This window comes from Caldinitratiruptor microaerophilus (assembly GCF_025999835.1).
Lineage (GTDB): Bacteria > Bacillota > Sulfobacillia > Symbiobacteriales > ZC4RG38 > Caldinitratiruptor > Caldinitratiruptor microaerophilus.
The window spans coordinates 1,671,956-1,692,696 of the sequence record NZ_AP025628.1 but is presented as its reverse complement, the minus strand read 5'-3'; the positions used below and the strand labels follow the sequence as shown (position 1 = coordinate 1,692,696).

General features: G+C 68.4%; 15 protein-coding genes, 1 tRNA gene and 3 rRNA genes. 16 read left to right on the top strand and 3 right to left on the bottom strand.

The genetic code is table 11. From position 1 onward, the window contains the following. The first annotated feature begins 42 nt into the window (after window positions 1–42). From caldi_RS08205 to caldi_RS08175, 7 genes are all read left to right on the top strand, one after another. Window positions 43–1,221, top strand: coding sequence for a cysteine desulfurase family protein (locus caldi_RS08205; protein ID WP_264844601.1), 1,179 nt, complete (start codon window positions 43–45; stop codon window positions 1,219–1,221). Between the two features lie 59 nt (window positions 1,222–1,280). Next, window positions 1,281–2,417 carry a tRNA 2-thiouridine(34) synthase MnmA gene (gene mnmA / locus caldi_RS08200; protein ID WP_264844600.1) on the top strand — a complete coding sequence of 379 codons (1,137 nt, stop codon included), beginning with the start codon at window positions 1,281–1,283 and terminating at the stop codon, window positions 2,415–2,417. A gap of 59 nt (window positions 2,418–2,476) precedes the next feature. Beyond that, complete coding sequence (locus tag caldi_RS08195) at window positions 2,477–2,983, top strand: PRC-barrel domain-containing protein (RefSeq protein ID WP_264844599.1); 507 nt, start codon at window positions 2,477–2,479, stop codon at window positions 2,981–2,983. 7 nt (window positions 2,984–2,990) lie between these two features. Then, the gene (locus tag caldi_RS08190; RefSeq protein ID WP_264844598.1) at window positions 2,991–3,194 is read left to right on the top strand and encodes a hypothetical protein; all 204 of its coding nucleotides are present in this window, start codon (window positions 2,991–2,993) and stop codon (window positions 3,192–3,194) included. A gap of 46 nt (window positions 3,195–3,240) precedes the next feature. Continuing rightward, a complete protein-coding gene (locus caldi_RS08185; protein ID WP_264844597.1) occupies window positions 3,241–3,417 on the top strand; it encodes a hypothetical protein in 177 nt (58 codons plus the stop codon). A 130-nt stretch (window positions 3,418–3,547) separates the two neighbouring features. Beyond that, entirely contained in the window at window positions 3,548–4,612 is a 1,065-nt protein-coding gene (locus caldi_RS08180) for an AI-2E family transporter (protein WP_264844596.1), read from the top strand. A 344-nt stretch (window positions 4,613–4,956) separates the two neighbouring features. Next, window positions 4,957–6,420, top strand: coding sequence for an ISLre2 family transposase (locus caldi_RS08175; protein ID WP_264844595.1), 1,464 nt, complete (start codon window positions 4,957–4,959; stop codon window positions 6,418–6,420). Between the two features lie 239 nt (window positions 6,421–6,659). On the opposite strand, the gene caldi_RS08170 is transcribed toward caldi_RS08175, so the two are convergent. Continuing rightward, on the bottom strand, window positions 6,660–7,919 hold the full coding sequence (locus caldi_RS08170; protein WP_264844594.1) for a transposase: 1,260 nt from the start codon (window positions 7,917–7,919) through the stop codon (window positions 6,660–6,662). Between the two features lie 451 nt (window positions 7,920–8,370). Between caldi_RS08170 and caldi_RS08165 the strand changes: the two genes are divergently transcribed. The 3 genes from caldi_RS08165 to rrf all read left to right on the top strand — a co-directional run bounded on the left by caldi_RS08165 (window position 8,371) and on the right by rrf (window position 13,288). After that, window positions 8,371–9,913: ribosomal RNA gene (locus caldi_RS08165) — 16S ribosomal RNA — on the top strand. A gap of 221 nt (window positions 9,914–10,134) precedes the next feature. Further along, a 23S ribosomal RNA gene (locus caldi_RS08160) occupies window positions 10,135–13,113 on the top strand. A 58-nt stretch (window positions 13,114–13,171) separates the two neighbouring features. Then, window positions 13,172–13,288: ribosomal RNA gene (gene rrf / locus caldi_RS08155) — 5S ribosomal RNA — on the top strand. Together the 16S, 23S and 5S rRNA genes form the textbook arrangement of a ribosomal RNA operon. Before the next feature lie 74 nt (window positions 13,289–13,362). On the opposite strand, the gene caldi_RS08150 is transcribed toward rrf, so the two are convergent. Both caldi_RS08150 and caldi_RS08145 read right to left on the bottom strand, forming a co-directional pair. After that, complete coding sequence (locus caldi_RS08150; protein ID WP_264844593.1) at window positions 13,363–14,304, bottom strand: acetamidase/formamidase family protein; 942 nt, start codon at window positions 14,302–14,304, stop codon at window positions 13,363–13,365. A 171-nt stretch (window positions 14,305–14,475) separates the two neighbouring features. Then, complete coding sequence (locus caldi_RS08145) at window positions 14,476–14,952, bottom strand: flavin reductase family protein (RefSeq protein WP_264844592.1); 477 nt, start codon at window positions 14,950–14,952, stop codon at window positions 14,476–14,478. A gap of 61 nt (window positions 14,953–15,013) precedes the next feature. On the opposite strand from caldi_RS08145, the gene caldi_RS08140 reads away from it, so the two are divergent. From caldi_RS08140 to caldi_RS08115, 6 genes are all read left to right on the top strand, one after another. Next, a complete protein-coding gene (locus tag caldi_RS08140; RefSeq protein WP_264844591.1) occupies window positions 15,014–15,313 on the top strand; it encodes a Mov34/MPN/PAD-1 family protein in 300 nt (99 codons plus the stop codon). A 220-nt stretch (window positions 15,314–15,533) separates the two neighbouring features. Beyond that, entirely contained in the window at window positions 15,534–16,418 is an 885-nt protein-coding gene (locus tag caldi_RS08135; protein WP_264844590.1) for a fumarylacetoacetate hydrolase family protein, read from the top strand. Between the two features lie 42 nt (window positions 16,419–16,460). Next, a complete protein-coding gene (locus caldi_RS08130; protein WP_264844589.1) occupies window positions 16,461–17,012 on the top strand; it encodes a nitroreductase family protein in 552 nt (183 codons plus the stop codon). A 176-nt stretch (window positions 17,013–17,188) separates the two neighbouring features. Then, a complete protein-coding gene (locus caldi_RS08125; RefSeq protein WP_264841566.1) occupies window positions 17,189–18,652 on the top strand; it encodes an ISLre2 family transposase in 1,464 nt (487 codons plus the stop codon). 150 nt (window positions 18,653–18,802) lie between these two features. Continuing rightward, window positions 18,803–18,897 (top strand) — tRNA-Ser (locus tag caldi_RS08120). 90 nt (window positions 18,898–18,987) lie between these two features. Next, a complete protein-coding gene (locus caldi_RS08115) occupies window positions 18,988–20,637 on the top strand; it encodes a glycoside hydrolase family 26 protein (protein ID WP_264844588.1) in 1,650 nt (549 codons plus the stop codon). The last annotated feature ends 104 nt before the right edge of the window (window positions 20,638–20,741 follow it).

Below are 20,741 nucleotides of genomic sequence, written 5' to 3'. Positions count from 1 at the left end.
AGTTGTGAGTTCTGAGCTGTGAGCCGGCGGGGGGTCACGTCCGTGCGCAAGGTGTACGCCGATCACGCCGCCACCACCCGCGTGCACCCGGCGGTGGCCGAGGTGATGGCCCGCGTCCTCACCGAGGACTTCGGCAACCCTTCCAGCGTGCACGGGTTCGGCCGGACGGCCCGCAAGCACGTCGAGTGGGCGCGGGAGCAGGTCGCGCGCCTCATCGGCGCCCGACCCTCCGAGATCTTCTTCACCAGCGGCGGCACCGAGGCGGACAACTGGGCGCTGCGGGGGGCGATGGAGGCGGCGCGCGGCCGCGGGCGCCATCTGATCACCACCGCGATCGAGCACCACGCGGTCCTGGACTGCGCCCGGCAGCTCGAGCGGGAGGGGTGGGAGGTGACCGTCCTGCCCGTCGAGCCCGTGACGGGCTTCGTGCGGGCGGAAGACCTCGTCTCCGCCCTGCGGCCGGACACCGTCCTGGTGTCCGTGATGCTGGCGAACAACGAGATCGGCACCATCCAGGACATCGCCGGGTTGGTGGCGGCGGTCAAGGCGAGGCGCCCGGACGTGGTGTTCCACACCGACGCCGTGCAGGCCGCCGGCCAGATCCCCGTGGACGTCGGCGCGCTGGGCGTCGACCTCCTGAGCCTCTCCGCCCACAAGATCTACGGCCCGAAGGGGGTCGGGGCGCTCTACGTCCGCAAGGGCGTCCCGTTCAGCCCGATGCTGTACGGCGGCGGGCAGGAGCGGGGCCACCGCCCCGGGACGGAGAACGCGGCGGGCATCGCCGGGTTCGGGAAGGCGGCCGAACTGGCGCGGCTGGAGCTCGAGGCCCGGGCGGAGCACGCCCGGCAGCTGCGGGACCGCTTCGTGGCGGGCGTCCTCGAGCGGATCCCGGGCACGTACGTCAACGGGCCGGACCCGGCCACCCACGCGGCGCGCCGGACCCCCGGCAACGCGAGCCTGAGCTTCGAGGGCGTGGAGGCGGAGACGCTCCTCATGCGGCTCGACATGGAAGGCATCGCCTGCAGCGCGGGGTCGGCGTGCACCGCCGGGTCCGTGGAGCCGTCGCACGTCCTGAAGGCGATCGGCCTGCCCCGCGCGCGGGCTGCCGGCACGCTCCGCTTCAGCTTCGGGCAAGATAACACGCAAGAAGACGTCGACTACATGCTGGAGGTCCTCGACAGAGTGGTGGAGGCGATCCGCGGCATCCCGGTGGCCGAGTGACCGCCGGGCGCCCCGGCCTCCGGCCGGGGCGTCACACGTACAGAAGAGGGGGGAGCACGGTGGCAGAGAGGAAGCGGGTGCTGGTGGCCATGTCCGGCGGGGTGGACAGCTCGGTCACCGCGGCCCTGCTTGTCGAGCAGGGCTACGAGGTCATCGGGGTGACGATGAACACGTGGACGGACGACATCCCGGCGGACGTCCGCCTGAACGAGCACTCCGGCTGCTGCTCCCTCGCGGCCGTTGAGGATGCCCGCCGGGTCGCGGACATCCTGGGGATCCCCTACTACGTCTTCAACTTCCAGGGCAAGTTCTCCGAGACGGTCATCGACTACTTCATCCGGGAGTACGCCCGGGGCCGCACGCCGAACCCGTGCATCGCCTGCAACCGCTACGTGAAGTTCTCGGCGCTCCTGTACCGGGCTCGCCAGCTTGGCTGCGACCTCATCGCCACCGGCCACTACGCCCGGGTGGGACGGGACCCGGAGACAGGGCGGTGGCTCCTGGGCAAGGCGCGGGATACCCGCAAGGACCAGACGTACGTGCTGCACAACATGACCCAGGAGGCCCTGAGCCGCACCCTGTTCCCGCTCGGGGACTGGCTGAAGCCCGACGTGCGGCGCAAGGCGAAGGAGGTCGGCCTGCCCGTCCACGACAAGCCGGACAGCCAGGAGATCTGCTTCGTGTACGACAACGACTATGGCCGCTTCCTGTCCGAGAAGATCCCGGAGGCGATTCGCCCCGGTCCCATCGTCACCACGGACGGCCGCGTGATCGGCACCCACAAGGGGCTGCCCCTGTACACGATCGGCCAGCGGAAGGGACTGCCCGCCATGGGCGAACCCATCTACGTGGTGGACCTGGACCCGGACACGAACACGCTCATCGTGGGCCGTGACGAGGAGGTGTACCGGCGCGAGCTCATCGCGGCCGACCTCAACTGGATCCGGGTCGCCGAACTGACGGGCCCCGCACGGGCCACGGCGAAGATCCGCCGCATGGCGCCCGAGGCCCCGTGCACGGTGGTGCCGGAAGGGCCGGACCGCGTGCGCGTCGTCTTCGACGAGCCCCAGCGGGCGCTCACCCCCGGCCAGGCGGTGGTGTTCTACCAGGGCGAGTGGGTTCTCGGCGGCGGAACCATCGAGTCCGTCCCGGCGCCGGCCGGCGCGCCCCGCCCCGCGGCGGCGGTACGGGAGTAACCCGGCAGGCGGGTGGGCAAACTGGTCCCACGGGAGAATCGGAACCGGCGGTGAGCGCCGTGCGGAGGCTGACAAGCCTGCTGGGCCTTCCGGTCCTCGATGGCGGCGGCCGCCGCCTCGGCCGGGTGCGCGACGTGCTCCTCTCGGCCGACGGCGGGCGCGTGGTCGCCCTCGTGCTGGAGCCCGGCGGCTGGCTCCGCCCCGGTCGGGCGGTCGACTGGCCGGCGGTGGTCGCCGTGGGCGACGGGGCCGTGGTGGTGGCCTCCGCCCCCCGTCCCCTGGTTCCGGCCGAGGCCGGCACGGGGCCGGCCTGGCAGCAGGTGGCGGGCCGCCCGCTCTACAGCGCCGGGGGCGCGGACCTGGGGCACCTGGCGGACGCCTGGGTCGACCCGACCTCCGGCACCATCACCGGGTATCAGGTTTCGGCCGGCCTCGTCGACGACCTCCTCTCCGGTCAGACGGTTCTGCCGGGGCCCGCGTCCCTGGTGGCGGGGCCGGAGGCCCTGATCCTGGGGGCCGGGTCCGATCTCACACGCCCGCCGTGGGCGACGGGCGCCGGGGAGTGAGTGGCGCGTGCGCTGCCCGAACTGCGGGAGTGCGAGTATCGGTCGGGTCGGGACCGAGCAATACTACTGCTGGGACTGCTGCGTCGAGTTCAACGTGGCCGGTAGCGGCGTTCGCATTTTCCACCTGGACGCCGAGGGCGAGCTCATCGCCGCCGGGCCGGAGAACGTGCCCGGGCCGGCAGAGCCGACCCCGAGGCCGGGGCCGGCCTGACGCCGGGTGCCGTCACCTCCGGCTCCGGCGCACGGGGGTGAACGCGGTGCGAACCCGGGGGTTTCTCGGCGGTCTCGTGACCGGGGCGATCCTGGGGGCCGCGCTCCTCATGTGGATGGTCCCCCTCACCCGGGCCGAGCTCGCCGACAGCGCCGGGCGCCGGATGAGCCGGATGTGGTTCCGGGGCCGGCGCATGGCGCGGGACATGATGGCCAGGGACTGACAGCAGGACCACGGGGCGGGTTTCGGCCCGCCCCCATCGTTTCCGGCCGGGCGCGCCGCGGCGCTGCCCGCTGCCGGACCGGGGCCGGCCACGCGGAGGCGATGTGGGGTTGCGCCTGTCCGGGAGGGCCATGGCGTCGCGGCGCACGTGGGGGGCAGCCCTTCTGCTCGGGGCCGGGCTGGGCGTGGCGTGGCTCGTGCTGGCGGTCCGGCCGGTGCTCGTGCCCTTTGCCCTGGCGCTGGTCCTGGCCTACCTGCTGGCTCCGGCGGTCGCGGTCCTCCAGGCCCGGGGCATGAGCCGGTCCTGCGCCATCATGAGCGTCTACGCGGCACTGGCGGCGGCCGGGACCGCGGTGGCCATGTGGGCCGCCCCGGCAGCCTCACGGGAGCTGCAGCAGCTGCTGCGCGGCGTCCCTGACGGGGTGGGCGCCCTGCGCGGCCACCTGGACGCCCTGGAGGCCCGGCTCCGCCAGCCGGGTGTGCCAGACGGCGTGCGGCAGGGCGCCCTCGGCTTCCTGGCGGAGCTCGAGGCCCGCGCCGACCGACTCGTGGGGGCGACGGCCGCCGGCATCGCCGGGCTGGCCGAGTGGCTCCTGTACCTGGCCCTGGCGCCCGTTCTCGCCTATTACCTGCTGCGGGACCTGCCGCAGTTTCACCGGGCAGCCGTGCATGCCGTGCCCCGCCGCTGGCGGCCGCACGCCGTGCAGCTCCTGCACGAGCTCGACCGCGTGCTGGCCGGGTTCATCCGCGGCGAGCTCCTGCTGGCGCTGGCCGTGGGCGCCCTGGCCGCCCTCGCCACCTGGCTCCTGCGCCTCCCGTACAGCCTCCTCCTGGGTGCCTGGGCAGCCCTGTGCGAGCTGGTGCCGTACGTGGGGCCCGTGGCCGGCGCCGCGCCTGCCACCCTCCTCGCCCTGTCGATATCCCCCGTGCGGGCGCTACAGGTCGCGCTGGCCTTCGCCGTCATCCAGCAGCTGGAGAGCGCGGTGCTCGGCCCCCACGTCATGGGCGCCTCCGTGGGGCTGCACCCGCTGACCGTGCTGTTCGCCATTCTCGCTGGCGGCTACCTTGCCGGAGTGTGGGGCATGCTCCTCGCCGTGCCGGTGGCGGGCATCTTGCGGGTGGTGTGGGGGTTCGCCGTGCGCGGCCTCAGCTCGCCCCCGGGGTCGCCGCCGGAGGGCGGCGGGAACCGGGCGTGAGCCTGTGGCCCCGGCCCGGGGCAGGAGTGCGGCCACCGGCGGCGAAGTCTCCCGTGAGAACGCCGCCGGCAAAGCGTTGCCAACCTCTTGCAGCCCGCGGAGGCTGCCATCCGGACGCTCAGGGCCGCGCGGCGTCTCTACGTTTGCTTCGGCCTTGCGGTGGGCCCGGGCCTCGGGCCGCGGCTCCTGCGGCGCGGTCAGGGCGAACGGGGCGACCGAGCCGGCGCAGAAGAGGTCCTGGTCGGGAAGCGGGCCGGATAACATTTCGGGAGATGGTGGGGACAACAAAGAACGAGACCTCACCTGGTAGGTTGCGGTAGCAACCATCCCGACAAGGCCTGGTAATGGGTGAGGTCTCGATGTGGCTAGTTCGTGAGATCATGGACCTAATCCTGCTGCTGGTGCATGGGATCTCGGAGTTGCTGCGGACCCGCCACGACTTCATGGAACTGGAGAAGGGGATCTTCCGGCTGGTGCAGGAGGTGGCGCGACGGGCGCTGGTGCTGGCGTTGCACCGGCTGGACGACGAGCTGATGCGCCGGCGGGACGCGGCGCGATATGAGTTGGTGCACAGCAAGCCGCGGACGATCGTGACGCCGTTTGGGAAGGTGCAGGTGCGGCGGCGGTACTACCGGGACCGTCAGAGCGGGGAAGGCCATTTCCTGCTGGACGAGGCGCTGGGGTGGACAGCCCGCCAGCGGCTGTCGCCGTGGGCCACAGAACTGGCGGTGGCGATGGCCGCGGAGATGCCGTACCACCGGGCGGCGGCGGTGCTGGCGAAGCTCACGCTGGGGGGCATGGATGTCCGAGCGATGAGCGTCTGGCGTGAGGTCCAGGAGGTGGGCGCTGTACGGGTGGAGCAAGCCGAAGCGCAGCGCCGTGCAGTGTTCGACCGTGGCGAGGTGCCGGCGGGGCAGCGGCGGACCGAGCGGTTGCGGATTGAGGTGGACGAGGTGGTGGTCCAAGGCCGTGGTCCCCGGGGAGCCCACAGGCACCTGGGGCTGAAGCTGGCGGTCGGCTATGAGGGCAAAGAGCAAGTCGGGCAAAACCGGTGGCAACTGGTAGAGCGCCGGGTGACCGCAGGCTTGGCCAGTGCGGAGGTCTTCTCGGAGCAGACGTATGCGGATTTCGGCAGCAAGTGGGATCTGAGTGCGGTACAGGACGTGGTGGTGGGCGGCGACGGTGCCCCGTGGGTGAAGCAGTGGGCGGGGACGTTTGCCGGAGCGAGGTACCAGCTGGACCCGTTCCACCTCCGCCGGGCGCTGCTGGAGGGTCTGTCGCATGACGAGGAGGCCTACCGGAAGGCGGTGGAGGCCCTGAAGGCCAAGGACTGGAGCCAGGTGGAGCAGGTGCTGGCGACGGCCGAGCGGGCCAGTCGTGGGGCGCAGCGCAAGCGTGTGGCAGGGCTGCGGAAGTACCTGCAGGAGAACTGGGACGGCATCTGCCGTTCCGGGGCCGCAGACAGTTTGGGCACCATTGAGGGGCAGGTGTTCCACCATGTCGCCCGACGGATGAAGCGCCATGGAGCGCAGTGGAGTGACAGGGGAGCGGACCATCTGGTGCGGCTGCTGGCGGCCCGGGCGAACGGGGAACTGGCGGTGATGGGGCGGCAGGCCTGGCCGATGCAGTCGGAGGTGTTGCGCCAGGCAACCGGCTCGACGGCGATTCGGGTGCAGCCCGGGGAACTGAATGATCCGGAGGCATGGCTGCGGGTGAACCTGCCGGCGCTCAGCGGACCAGCTGCCGGCTCGCCGTGGGTCAAGTACGTGCTACGTGAGCTTGTGAGGGCGCTGCCGCGGAGTGCATAACGAACCAAAAAATTCGGGCCTTGTCGGGTCACCTACCGAAGCTTGACACGGCCCGGGAAGCCAGGAGTTACGCAACTCCGGTTTCTGAGAGGCCGAAAAGGTGGGTTGGAGCAGGTCTGCGTGGGGACCGGGGAAGAGAGTGAAAAGGAGAACGTACAGAGCGAGGGCTCTGTTGCTGCCAGTAGATGGATGTTGCACTTCGTTCCTGCGTCTCCCCACCCGTTCGTGCGCGGATGCCGTCAGCCGGCGGCCAGGTAAGGCAGTTGCTCAGCAGGCGCGACCCGTAGGGCGGCATACAGTTCCTGGGCGAGCCAGCGAAGCGGCTTGTTGCCCTGCCTGCCTGCACGAAGCCGGCGGTAGACGAAGGTGAGGAAGAGGTTGAAGGCCACCGCCAGGAGCAGCCAGGTGTTGAAGAGTGCCCCGGGACTCTGGTGGGCGAAGGCATGGTTCCAGTGGAACTCGTGCTTGAGCTGATGAAAGCCGGTGTTTTCCAGGTTCCAGCGGTGATGAGCCGCTTCCCACAGAGCCCGGGTAGGGAGCTGCCCCGGGGAGAGGTTGGTGACGTAGAAGGCCCGGGGGCAGAGCCTGCCGGGGGAGGGCATGCGTCGACGGCGGGTGGCGGGTTCGGGGAGTTCCTCCTCGTCCACGATCAAGACCCGGAGGGTACCAGGGTAGGAATCCCACGAAGTGAACCCGTCCTCATCCCAGGCATGGACGCGGAGGCGGTGGTGGCCCCAGGCGGCCTCCCACCGGTCGGCTTGGGAGCGGGCGGCCAGGGCCTGGGCGTCGCGGAGCAGGTGGCGGCGCTCGTGGTCTTTGACCCGGACGATGAAGCCGCGGCCAAACCGGTGGATCTGGGCCAGGAAGGGTCCGTTGGCGAAGCCGGCGTCGAGGAGGAAGACATGGAGCCAGGGAAAGGTGTTGGCAAGCCGTTCGAGCAGGCGACTGGCCGCGGCCACTTCGGACTCGCCCGGAAGGACGGGTTCCAGGTCGAGGAGGATGCGGGGGTGGGTGCCGACGGTAGAGGCGACGACGACGCGGTGGTAGTACTCGACCTGGCCGTCGGCTCGGGTGCGGGTGGCACAGTGGGTACAGTGGCGGTGGTCCGAGCGGATGGGTTCGGTGCCGTCGATGGCGACCATGACGAAGGGGCCGATGGAGCCGGGGGACCAGAGTTTGTTGCGGCGCATGCGGCGAATGAGCGGGACGAGAAGTTGGGCGCGAAGGCAGTCGCGGTCGAGCTGAGCGGCGATCCGGGCGAGGGAGTCGGCGCTGATGTGGCGGCGGGTGAGGCGGTGGAGGGAACGACGGTCGAGGAGGCGGCCGAGTTCCTCGCGGCTGTGAACGCGGGCGGCGAAACCGAGGATCCAGGCCAAAAGGGCGGAGTCGGTGGGGATCTGAACCCGGGTGGGATGGCGGCGGGCGTGAACGCGCCGGAGGTGCTGGGGGAGCAGGAACGTGTTGGAGACGTAGCGAAGGAACTGCTTGAGCAGTTTCATTCTCGACCTCCCCGGCCACCCGTTTGGGAGAGGATGGGTGGGCCGGGATTCTTCTTCGCGCCTTACCAACAAATTCCTTCCGGACCGCGAATTTTGCCGCTCAAGGGAAAGGCCGCGAATTGTCACTGCGGTGCGGCACAGCAGGAGGAGTTGCGTAGCTCCTGCCGGGAAGCGGGCCACGTTGACACCGGCCAGGGGCGCTGCTATAATCAACACTCGCCAGAGAGCAGGGCGTCGATCACGGCATAGCAACAATTACCGGTTGCAGACGGTAGCGGGCCGTGATAAGATGACGATCCTGCGGCGGCGCCGTCGGGCGCCGCCCGCCGGCCGGAAGGCCGGCGGCCCGGTCCTTGAGAACTGAACAGTGTGGGCAGGAAGGAGCCTGCGGACGGAAACCGGGAGGATTCCGGACGACGGGATCGGCTTTCCGGGGGAAAGCGGAAGCTTTGGGACGGAGAGTTTGATCCTGGCTCAGGACGAACGCTGGCGGCGTGCCTAAGACATGCAAGTCGAGCGGGGCCCTTTCGGGGGCCCAGCGGCAGACGGGTGAGTAACACGTGGATAACCTGCCCCGGCCACCGGGATAACAGGCCGAAAGGCCTGCTAATACCGGGTAAGCTCACGGCTCCGCATGGGGCTGGGAGAAGAGGGGCGATGGCCCCGGGCCGGGAGGGGTCCGCGGCCCATCAGCTGGACGGTGGGGTAACGGCCCACCGTGGCGACGACGGGTAGCCGGCCTGAGAGGGTGGACGGCCACACTGGGACTGAGACACGGCCCAGACTCCTACGGGAGGCAGCAGTCGGGAATCTTGCGCAATGGGCGAAAGCCTGACGCAGCGACGCCGCGTGGGGGAAGAAGGCCTTCGGGTTGTAAACCCCTGTTGCCCGGGACGAGGCCGGTGCGGAGGGAATGCCGCGCGGGTGACGGTACCGGGCGAGGAAGCCACGGCTAACTACGTGCCAGCAGCCGCGGTAATACGTAGGTGGCGAGCGTTGTCCGGAATGACTGGGCGTAAAGGGCGTGTAGGCGGCCCGGTAAGTGGAAGGTGAAAGGTCCCGGCTCAACCGGGGAGGTGCCTTTCAAACTGCCGGGCTTGAGTGGGCTAGAGGGCAGCGGAATTCCCGGTGTAGCGGTGAAATGCGTAGAGATCGGGAGGAACACCAGTGGCGAAGGCGGCTGCCTGGGGCCTGACTGACGCTGAGGCGCGAAAGCTGGGGGAGCAAACAGGATTAGATACCCTGGTAGTCCCAGCCGTAAACGATGAGCGCTACGTGTGGTGGGTATCGACCCCTGCCGTGCGGTAGCCAACGCATTAAGCGCTCCGCCTGGGGAGTACGGCCGCAAGGCTGAAACTCAAAGGAATTGACGGGGGCCCGCACAAGCGGTGGAGCATGTGGTTTAATTCGAAGCAACGCGTAGAACCTTACCTGGGCTTGAAAGGCCGCTGGTAGCGCCCGAAAGGGCGTGAGCCCCGCAAGGGGAGGGCGGTACAGGTGGTGCATGGTTGTCGTCAGCTCGTGTCGTGAGATGTTGGGTTAAGTCCCGCAACGAGCGCAACCCCCGTCCCGTGTTGCCAGCACGGAAGGTGGGCACTCACGGGAGACTGCCGGGGACGACCCGGAGGAAGGTGGGGATGACGTCAAATCATCATGCCCCCGATGTCCAGGGCTACACACGTGCTACAATGGCCGGGACAGAGCGGACCGAACCCGCGAGGGGGAGGGAATCGCAAAAACCCGGTCCCAGTTCGGATCGCAGGCTGCAACTCGCCTGCGTGAAGGCGGAATCGCTAGTAATCGCGGATCAGCACGCCGCGGTGAATGCGTTCCCGGGCCTTGTACACACCGCCCGTCACACCATGGGAGTCGGCAACACCCGAAGCCGGTGGGCCAACCCGAGAGGGAGGCAGCCGTCGAAGGTGGGGCCGATGACTGGGGTGAAGTCGTAACAAGGTAGCCGTATCGGAAGGTGCGGCTGGATCACCTCCTTTCTAGGGAGTTTTCTCCCAGGTCGGTCGGTCGCCGGGGAGGCGGCTGAGGCCGGGGCTGCGGGAGCGGCCGCCGGCGCCGCAGGGTTCCGGAAGCCCACACTGGTCAGTTCCCAGGGACCGGGCGGTCCCCCGGGCGGGGGGCGGCCGGTCCTGCACCTTGACAAGTGCACAGAGGGAAGGGACTGCGACACAGGCGGAACCGCAAGACGCCTGAGGCGAACGGTCAAGCGGATAAGGGCGCACGGTGGATGCCTGGGCGCCAGGTGCCGAGGAAGGACGCGGCCAGCGGCGAAACGCCCCGGGGAGCCGCAAGCAGGCAGGGATCCGGGGATGTCCGAATGGGGGAACCCGGCCGGGGGGAACCCCGGTCACCGGCCGGTGAATGCATAGCCGGCCGGGGGGCACCCGCCGAACTGAAACATCTCAGTAGGCGGAGGAGGAGAAATCAAGCGAGATTCCCTCAGTAGCGGCGAGCGAACGGGGAAGAGCCCAAACCGTGCCTGTGGGAAAGCCTGCCGGCGTTGCAGGCACGGGGTAGCGGGACCGTCAGGGTGGGCGGCAGACCACCGGCGGAGTGAGAAACCGCCGCTCTAGCCGAAGCGGCCTGGAACGGCCTGCCGCAGACGGTAAGAGCCCGGTAGGCGAAAGGGCGGCGGCTCCGGACGGGATCCCAAGTAGCACGGGGCACGTGGAATCCCGTGTGAATCCGGGGGGACCACCCTCCAAGGCTAAAGACGCCTGGCGACCGATAGCGGACGAGTACCGTGAGGGAAAGGTGAAAAGCACCGCGGGAGCGGAGTGAAAGAGAACCTGAAACCGTGTGCCTACAAGCAGTCCGAGCCCCGATGGGGTGAGGGCGTGCCTCTTGAAGAATGAACCGGCGAGTTGCGATCACGGGCGAGGCGAAGCACCTCAGGTGCGGAGCCGGAGGGAAACCGAGTCTGAAAGGGCGCAAGTCCGTGGGCGCAGACCCGAAACCGGGTGATCTACCCATGGCCAGGGTGAAGCGGGGGTAAGACCCCGTGGAGGCCCGAACCAGGTTGGCGTTGAAAAGCCATCGGATGAGCTGTGGGTAGGGGTGAAATGCCAATCGAACCCGGAGATAGCTGGTTCTCCCCGAAATCGCTTTTGGGCGAGCCTCGGGAGGTAGCCGGCGGAGGTAGAGCGACGGATTGGGGGAGGGGCCGTACAGGTTACCGAACCCACTCCAACTCCGAATGCCGCCGGCCGGACCCCGGGAGTCAGACTCCGGGTGCGAAGATCCGGGGTCAAGAGGGGAACAACCCAGACCGCCAGCCAAGGTCCCGAAGTCCGTGCTGAGTGGGGAAGGATGTGGCGCTGCGAAGACAACCAGGATGTTGGCTTAGAAGCAGCCATCATTCGAAGAGTGCGTAATAGCTCACTGGTCGAGTGGCGCTGCGCCGAAAATTCACGGGGCTAAGCACGGCACCGAAGCTGCGGATCGGAGCGAGGCTCCGATGGTAGGGGAGCGTTCCGTACCCGGCGAAGGTTCGCCGGAAGGCGGGCTGGAGGGGACGGAAGTGAGAATGCCGGTATGAGTAGCGAAAACGGCGGTGAGAATCCGCCGCACCGAAAGCCTCAGGGTTCCTGAGGAAGGCTCGTCCGCTCAGGGTAAGTCGGGGCCTAAGCCGAGGCCGAAGGGCGTAGGCGATGGGGAACCGGTGGAGATTCCGGTACCACCACCGGCCGATTGAGCGAGGCGGGGACGCAGGGGGGCAGGCATGGCCGGCCGCTGGTCGAGCCGGTGCAAGCCGGTAGCGTGCCCGGGGAGGGAAGTCCCCCCGGGTAGACGTGAGAGGCGACGCCGAGGGAATGGAGTACCGAAGCAGCCGGGCCCGCACTGCCAAGAAAAGCCGCTAGCGAGGCACGGGGTGCCCGTACCGCAAACCGACACAGGTAGGCGGGGAGAGAATCCTCAGGTGCGCGGGAGAACCCTCGCTAAGGAACTCGGCAAACTGCCCCCGTAACTTCGGGAGAAGGGGGGCCCTCGGGGGTGAGGGGTCCGAGCGGCCCGGAGCCCCTGGGGGTCGCAGGGAAACGGCCCAAGCGACTGTTTACCAAAAACACAGGTCTCTGCGAAGCCGGAAGGCGAAGTATAGGGGCTGACGCCTGCCCGGTGCTGGAAGGTTAAGGGGAAGGGTGAGCCGGAAGGCGAAGCTCTGAACCGAAGCCCCAGTAAACGGCGGCCGTAACTATAACGGTCCTAAGGTAGCGAAATTCCTTGTCGGGTAAGTTCCGACCCGCACGAATGGCGTAACGACTTGGGCGCTGTCTCGGCGAGGGACCCGGTGAAATTGAGCGACCTGTGTAGACGCAGGTTACCCGTGGTTGGACAGAAAGACCCCGTGGAGCTTCACTGCAGCCTGGTGTTGGGCGCTGGTGGTGCGTGTACAGGATAGGTGGGAGCCGGAGAAGCAGGGGCGCCAGCCCCTGTGGAGGCGCCGTTGGGATACCACCCTCGGACCCCCGGCGCTCTAACCCTGGCCCGTGAGCCGGGTGGGGGACCGTGCCAGGCGGGCAGTTTGACTGGGGCGGTCGCCTCCTAAAGGGTAACGGAGGCGCCCAAAGGTCCGCTCAGGATGGTTGGAAATCATCCGGGGAGTGCAAAGGCAGAAGCGGGCTTGACTGCGAGACGGACAGGTCGAGCAGGTGGGAAACCAGGGCTTAGTGATCCGGCGGTACCGAGTGGAAGGGCCGTCGCTCAACGGATAAAAGCTACCCCGGGGATAACAGGCTGATCTCCCCCAAGAGTCCACATCGACGGGGAGGTTTGGCACCTCGATGTCGGCTCATCGCATCCTCGGGCTGAAGTCGGTCCGAAGGGTTGGGCTGTTCGCCCATTAAAGCGGTACGTGAGCTGGGTTCAGAACGTCGTGAGACAGTTCGGTCCCTATCCACCACGGGCGTTGGAGACTTGACGGGAGCTGCCCCCAGTACGAGAGGACCGGGGTGGACGCACCGCTGGTGTACCAGTTGTCCCGCCAGGGGCAAACGCTGGGTAGCCATGTGCGGAACGGATCAGCGCTGAAAGCATCTAAGTGCGAAGCCGGCCCGGAGATGAGGTCTCCCATCCCGCAAGGGAGTAAGACCCCTGGGAGATGACCAGGTCGATCGGCCGGGCGTGTACGCGCCGCAAGGCGTTGAGCGGACCGGTACGAATCGGTCGAGGGCTTGACCCGGCCAAAGGCGGCGTGCGGTTCCACCTGGGTCGCAGACCCAACGCCTCTGTGCACGAATTCGGGTGCCCATACCGGCGGGGCCACACCCGGCTCCATTCCGAACCCGGTCGTTAAGCCCGCCAGGGCCGAGGGTACTGGGGGCCCTAGCCCCCGGGAGAGTAGGTCGGCGCCCGAGCGATCTTGAAGGCCAGCAGGACGGACCATCCGTCCTGCTGGCCTTCTGCGCGTCTTCCCGCGGGGTGCGGGCGCCTACTTCGCCTGCCGGAAGATGGCCAGGGGCAGCAGGGCGCTCACGATGTACTGACCGGCGTCGACGATCTCCGAGATCTTGAGGTCCACTACCAGGCTGGAGAGCACGTAGGCATCCTCGGCGGACAGGCCGTAGGTCTCCGTCAGGTGGACGACCATCGAACGCACCGCGTCCTTGGCGGCCTGCATGAGGTCCGGCCCGACGCCGGTGGTGCCGTACCAGCCCGCGTGGTTCACCCGCGGCGTCAGCGGGCCGCCGGTGACGAACTGGGGCGACGGGATCCGCCGTCCCTTGTGCAGCGTGAACCGCAGGGCCGCGTACATCGGTGCCTCGATGCCGGTGACGCAGACCTCGCCGTCTCCCTGAGCGGCATGGGCGTCGCCGCAGCTGAAGAGCGCCCCCGGCACCTGTACCGGCAGGTACAGGGTGGCGCCCCGGGTGAGCTGCCGGGTGTCCATGTTCCCGCCGAACGTGCCGGGCGGCATGACGGGCTGGGCCCTGGCCCCGGCCGGGCACACCCCCATGGTCCCGAAGAACGGCTCGATCGGGATGGCGATGTCCTCCCGGAGGTAGGTCACGTCACCCTGGCTCAGGTCGAAGATGCGAAGGTACGGCTCCTTGAAGTCCTCGGCCAGAAGCCCGAACCCCGGGATGATCGCCGTCCAGCCCCACCCCCGGGTGTGGATGTCGAGGATCTCGACGGCCAGGGTGTCACCCGGCTCTGCCCCGTTCACGTGAATCGGGCCGGCGAGGGGATACACCCGGTCCCAGTTCAGGGTGGTGATCACACTCGCATCCGACGACGGCGTGATCTGGTTGTCGCTCACGTCGCGGGTTTCGACGATGACCGTATCGCCGCTGTCGATCGCCAGCACGGGCTCATGGCCCACATCCCAGGTGAAGTGCACCTTGTCGGAAGGGAAATAGTGTGTGCGCGCCATGTGAACCCCCCTTGAGATCCCCCTGGTCTTGCCGTCCGGGAAGTGAGAAGTAACATAGGGATTCCACGAATTCGTGACACATCCTGCCGGTGTCCGAGGGAAAGTCCCCGAGCGTTCCGTGATCGCAAGCCTTCTCGCCGACCCGGTTGGCCCCCGGGCTGCGCCCGGGGGTCAACCGCCGTAATGCCAGCCCGTCTCCCGGAGCGTGAGGGGCGTGCCTTCCCGATGGAAGCCGGCGTTGATGACCTCCCCGACGAAAATGAGGTGATCGCCGCGGTCCACCCGGTCGACGACCCGGCACTCGAAGAACGAGAGCGCCTCCTCGAGGATCGGGCAGCCCGTCTCCCCGAGTCGGAAGGCGACGTTGCCGAACTTGTTCCCCACGCGGTGGACCGGCTTGAAGAACTCGGCCGCCAGGTCCTTCTGCCCCGTCTCCAGGGTGTTCACGCTGAACACGCCGCTGGACTCGATCATCGCCGTCGACGTGCTGCCCTTCTTCGCTGCCAGGACGACGAGTGGCGGGTCGAAGGACGCCTGGGTCAGCCAGTTCGCGGTGAAGGCGTTCACTTCGTCGCCGTCACGGGTTCCCACCACGTACAGGCCATACGTGATATCGCGCAACGCGCGCTTCTTGGTAGCGGGGTCCATGGGCGAATCCCCTCCCGTTCGTCGTGATCCCCCGTCTCTGGGGAAGCCGGCGGTGGCCGGCTTGATCGGAATTCGGCGCGTGCCGGCCCGGTCCTTCCACCCGACCGTCGGGTCCGGCGCGATCCCGCCTCTGGAGATCCTGCGCGTGATGCGGGAACTGGACCGGGATGGGCTCGAGCTGGTGGCGATCTTCAACCCGCATCCGGCCACCCGGGCCTGCCCCTCCCCCACGGACATCCAGAACGCGCACCACCCGGACTCGGTCTACCTGATCCTCTCGCTTGCGGGGGACGAGCCGGACCTGCGGGGATATCGTATCGTGGACGGCCAGGTTCACCCGGTCGACGTGCGCGTCGCCTGAGAACCTCCCCCGCCCGGGAGGAAGCGGGGCGCGCCCGACCGAGCACGTCCCGGAGCCCGGTGCCAAGCGCCCGTGGAGGGGCCCCGTTCGGGTTGGGTCGGGGGACCGGCCCTTTGTGCCCACGTGCCGGAGGAGAAGCAGGCCCCGGAGAAGAACGCATTCATGGCCGGCAGGCGCGGGGAGGCCGGCCGGCGCACTTCGAACGGGGGGTAGAGCGGCGATGTATCTCCTGACGTTCCGCGACGAGACGGGGCTGCGTCTCGGCGTGCGGACCGAACGCGGCGTTCTGGACGTCGATGCCGCGAGGCGAAGGCTAGGCGTGCGAAACGTGCCGCAATCGATCACCGAGATCCTGGAGGGCGGAGAACGTGCCCTTCGCAGCCTCCAGGCGTTCGTGGAACGAGTTCTCGAATCGGGCGAGGTCGAGTGGGTCGACGAGGCAGGCCTGACCCTGGCCCCGGCCGTGCCGCAACCCGGCAAGCTGATCTGCGTTGGCCTCAACTACCTGGATCACTGCCGTGAGACCGGGATGGAGCCCCCGAAGGCTCCCGTGCTCTTCGCGAAGTGGAACAACGCGCTGGCGGCCTCCGGCGAGACCATCACGCTGCCGGCGGCAAGTAGCCAGGTGGACTACGAGGCGGAACTCGCCGTCATCATCGGGCGGCGCTGCAAGGGCGTGTCTCCCGAGGCGGCGCTGGACTACGTCGCCGGGTATACGATCATGAACGACGTGAGCGCCCGTGACTTTCAGTTCTCGGACGGGCAGTGGGTCCGGGCCAAGAGCCAGGACGGGTTCGCCCCGCTGGGCCCGTACTTCGTCACGAAGGACGAGGTGCCCGACGTCCAGGACCTTCCGATCCGCCTCCTGCTCAACGGGCAGGTCATGCAGGATTCGAGCACGGCGGAGATGATCTTTCCGGTCCGTGAGATCGTATCGTACATTTCTCAGGGGATCACCCTGGAACCGGGAGACGTCATCGCCACCGGAACCCCGTTCGGCGTGGGGATGTCCCGCAAGCCGCCCGTGTGGCTCCAGGACGGGGACGAGGTCGCCATCGAGATCGGCCGGCTCGGCCGCCTGGTCAACCGGTTCCGCCGTGCCTGACGGCGTCGGTGCGGATCCGGTACAGCGCAGGGGGTGACCCGCGTGGATGTACGCACGGCCATCCTTACCCGCCGTTCGGCCAAGCGTTTCTTGCCCGACCCCATCCGGCGGGATTCGATCGAACGCATGCTGGAGGCGGCGGTGCGGGCTCCGAACCACTGGCTGACGGAGCCGTGGCACTTCTACGTCGTGATGGGGACGGGGCGAGAGCGCGTGGCCGAGCTCCGTGCCCGCCAGATGCGGGAGTCCGGACAGACGGATCCGGACCGCATCTCCCGCCACACGGTGGAGATCCGGACGATCCCTGCACTCATCTTCGTCAGCGCGCGACGGGGCAAGTCGGAGCAGGAGACCCACGAGAACCGGCTGGCGACCGCCGCGGCGATCATGAACATGCTCCTGGTGGCGCACGAAGAGGGCCTGGGGGCGATCTGGCGGACCGGCCAGTTCATCCACTATGAGCCCCTGCGGGAATTCCTGGGCGTGCCCGCCGATGCGGAGATCATCGGCCAGATCTACGTGGGGCTGCCGGCGGAGGTCCGGGACACCCCTCGGACACCCTGGCAGGAGAAGACCAGCTGGATCACGGAATAGGCACGGGCCTGCGGGCCGTGGCGGACCGGCCGGCCCGCAGACAGCCTCGCTGTAAGCGCAGGGCTTCCGATGCGACAGTTGGCCGGATAACATTTCGGGAGGAGATGGTGGGGACAACAAAGAATGAGACCTCACCTGGTAGGTTGCGGTAGCAACCATCCCGACAAGGCCTGGTAATGGGTGAGGTCTCGATGTGGCTAGTTCGTGAGATCATGGACCTAATCCTGCTGCTGGTGCATGGGATCTCGGAGTTGCTGCGGACCCGCCACGACTTCATGGAACTGGAGAAGGGGATCTTCCGGCTGGTGCAGGAGGTGGCGCGACGGGCGCTGGTGCTGGCGTTGCACCGGCTGGACGACGAGCTGATGCGCCGGCGGGACGCGGCGCGATATGAGTTGGTGCACAGCAAGCCGCGGACGATCGTGACGCCGTTTGGGAAGGTGCAGGTGCGGCGGCGGTACTACCGGGACCGTCAGAGCGGGGAAGGCCATTTCCTGCTGGACGAGGCGCTGGGGTGGACAGCCCGCCAGCGGCTGTCGCCGTGGGCCACAGAACTGGCGGTGGCGATGGCCGCGGAGATGCCGTACCACCGGGCGGCGGCGGTGCTGGCGAAGCTCACGCTGGGGGGCATGGATGTCCGAGCGATGAGCGTCTGGCGTGAGGTCCAGGAGGTGGGCGCTGTACGGGTGGAGCAAGCCGAAGCGCAGCGCCGTGCAGTGTTCGACCGTGGCGAGGTGCCGGCGGGGCAGCGGCGGACCGAGCGGTTGCGGATTGAGGTGGACGAGGTGGTGGTCCAAGGCCGTGGTCCCCGGGGAGCCCACAGGCACCTGGGGCTGAAGCTGGCGGTCGGCTATGAGGGCAAAGAGCAAGTCGGGCAAAACCGGTGGCAACTGGTAGAGCGCCGGGTGACCGCAGGCTTGGCCAGTGCGGAGGTCTTCTCGGAGCAGACGTATGCGGATTTCGGCAGCAAGTGGGATCTGAGTGCGGTACAGGACGTGGTGGTGGGCGGCGACGGTGCCCCGTGGGTGAAGCAGTGGGCGGGGACGTTTGCCGGAGCGAGGTACCAGCTGGACCCGTTCCACCTCCGCCGGGCGCTGCTGGAGGGTCTGTCGCATGACGAGGAGGCCTACCGGAAGGCGGTGGAGGCCCTGAAGGTCAAGGACTGGAGCCAGGTGGAGCAGGTGCTGGCGACGGCCGAGCGGGCCAGTCGTGGGGCGCAGCGCAAGCGTGTGGCAGGGCTGCGGAAGTACCTGCAGGAGAACTGGGACGGCATCTGCCGTTCCGGGGCCGCAGACAGTTTGGGCACCATTGAGGGGCAGGTGTTCCACCATGTCGCCCGACGGATGAAGCGCCATGGAGCGCAGTGGAGTGACAGGGGAGCGGACCATCTGGTGCGGCTGCTGGCGGCCCGGGCGAACGGGGAATTGGCGGTGATGGGGCGGCAGGCCTGGCCGATGCAGTCGGAGGTGTTGCGCCAGGCAACCGGCTCGACGGCGATTCGGGTGCAGCCCGGGGAACTGAATGATCCGGAGGCATGGCTGCGGGTGAACCTGCCGGCGCTCAGCGGACCAGCTGCCGGCTCGCCGTGGGTCAAGTACGTGCTACGTGAGCTTGTGAGGGCGCTGCCGCGGAGTGCATAACGAACCAAAAAATTCGGGCCTTGTCGGGTCACCTACCGAAGCTTGACACGGCCGCGACAGTTACTCCGGTTGACGCTCCGTGCGGTGCCGTGGTATATTGCATTCGCGCCGGTTCGTCGTCAGGTGGCGGCAAGCCGCGCCCCAGCGGGTGGAGAGATACCCAAGAGGCCGAAGGGGACGGTTTGCTAAACCGTTAGCACGGGGGTAACCCCGTGGCGTGGGTTCGAATCCCACTCTCTCCGCCAGAGCGTCAGTCGGGGCCCCGGTGCGGGAGACCGTCCGGGGCCGTTTCATTTGCCTCGGGTGCCTAAGGGGTGGGGTAGGTACTGTCCAGGTTGGCAAGGGTTTTCACCCTGGCAACGGCGCTCTCGTTCCTGGTCGGTTCGGCGGCCGGTAGTACGCCTGGCTCGGTCCGCCGCCCGGTAGACCTGCCGGGAGCCGTCGCGGTCCTCGATCCCGGAGGACAGGTGGCTGCGCGGCTACCGGTGGATCCGGCGGGGACGCGGACGGCCGTCCCGACCGGGCCCTCGCACCCGTCCCAGGTCTACTCGGGGAACGGCGTGCGTTTTCGCCTGCCACCGGGGTGGCGGGTAGATGACGCCGCGCCGGCGGTCATGACGCGGCTGCAGGCCCCGGGGGCGGTCATGGAGGTGTACGTGCAGGACCTGCGCGCCGACCTGGCGGACGCGCGCACCTACATTGAGTACGGCCACCGTTCCGTGCTCAAGCAGTGGAACGGGATCCGCCTCCTCGGCGACGAGTCCGCGACGCTAGCCGGCAAGACGGCCCGCATCGTGTCGTGGAGCCGGCCGGCCTTGCTCCGGCTGCAGGAGGACCGGCGCTTCTACCGTGAGATCGACCTGGTCGAATCCCCGCGCCTCGTGGTGACCATCCTCCTCAAGGCGACCGAGTCCGAGTACGTCGCCGCGCAGCGGGCCCAGCTGGACCTGGCGCGGTCGGTCGTACCGGACGGCTCCCCTCCGCGCCAGCAGCTGCCGGACCCACCCGCTGGCCGGGACTGGCGGGAGTGGCAGGGCCGGACGCCGCTTCGCTGGGAGGTACCCGAAAGCGGCCTGATCTGGGGGATTTTCGATCCTCTCCTCGCACCGGGGCCGACCTGGAACTACGCAGGTTTCCGGGAGTACGAGAAGGACCTCGGGGTGCGTTTCGGGGTGCTCATGACGTACCAGTCCTTCGGCCAGCCCTTCCCGACGGCAGAGCTCGAGATGGCTGCCCGGGACGGCCGCCTCGTGATGCTCACGCTCCAGTCGTGGCACCCGGTCGAGCGCGAGCGCGTCTACAGCGAGCCCCTGAGCCTCACCTTGCGAATCCTGAGCGGTGAGTTCGACGAGTACCTGCGTACGTACGCTCAGGCGGCCCGGGAGTGGGGCCGGCCATTCTTCTTCCGACTCGACAACGAGATGAACACGGACTGGGTGCCGTGGGGCGCATTCCAGTACGGGAAGGACTCGGAACTCTACCGCCAGGCCTGGCGCTACGTGTGGGAGATCTTCCGCGCCGAAGGGGCGGATAACGCCATCTGGGTCTGGAACCCCAACGACACGGCGTTCCCGAACTGGAAGTGGAACCACCACACGGTCTACTGGCCGGGGTCCCGATACGTCGACTGGGTCGGGCTCACCGCGTACAACCTGGGCAATTCGAACCCGGGCAGCCGTTGGCGGACCTTCCGCGAGGCGTACGGACCTCCGTACGACGAGTACCGGCGGCTGTACCCGGGCAAGCCGCTCATGATCACCGAGTTCGCCAGCCACAGCGGGCCGGGCGACAAGGCGCAGTGGATCCGGGACATGTTCGAAGCTCTCAAGACCGACTTCCGCGAGATCAAGATCGCGGTGTGGTGGAACGGGACGGAAGGGCCCAGGCAGTACCGGCTGGACAGTAGCCCCGAGAGCCGGCGGGCGTTCGTCGAGGGCCTTCGCGACCCGTATTTCGTCAACCCGATCCGGTTCGTCGGGTCCTGACCGGGGTCGCCCGCCGCCCCTGGGCCACCGCGGCTGGAAGGAGCCCGGAAGGCGAGCGGAGAATCCCACCCCGCATGATGTGTTCTCGCGGGCGATGCAGGGAG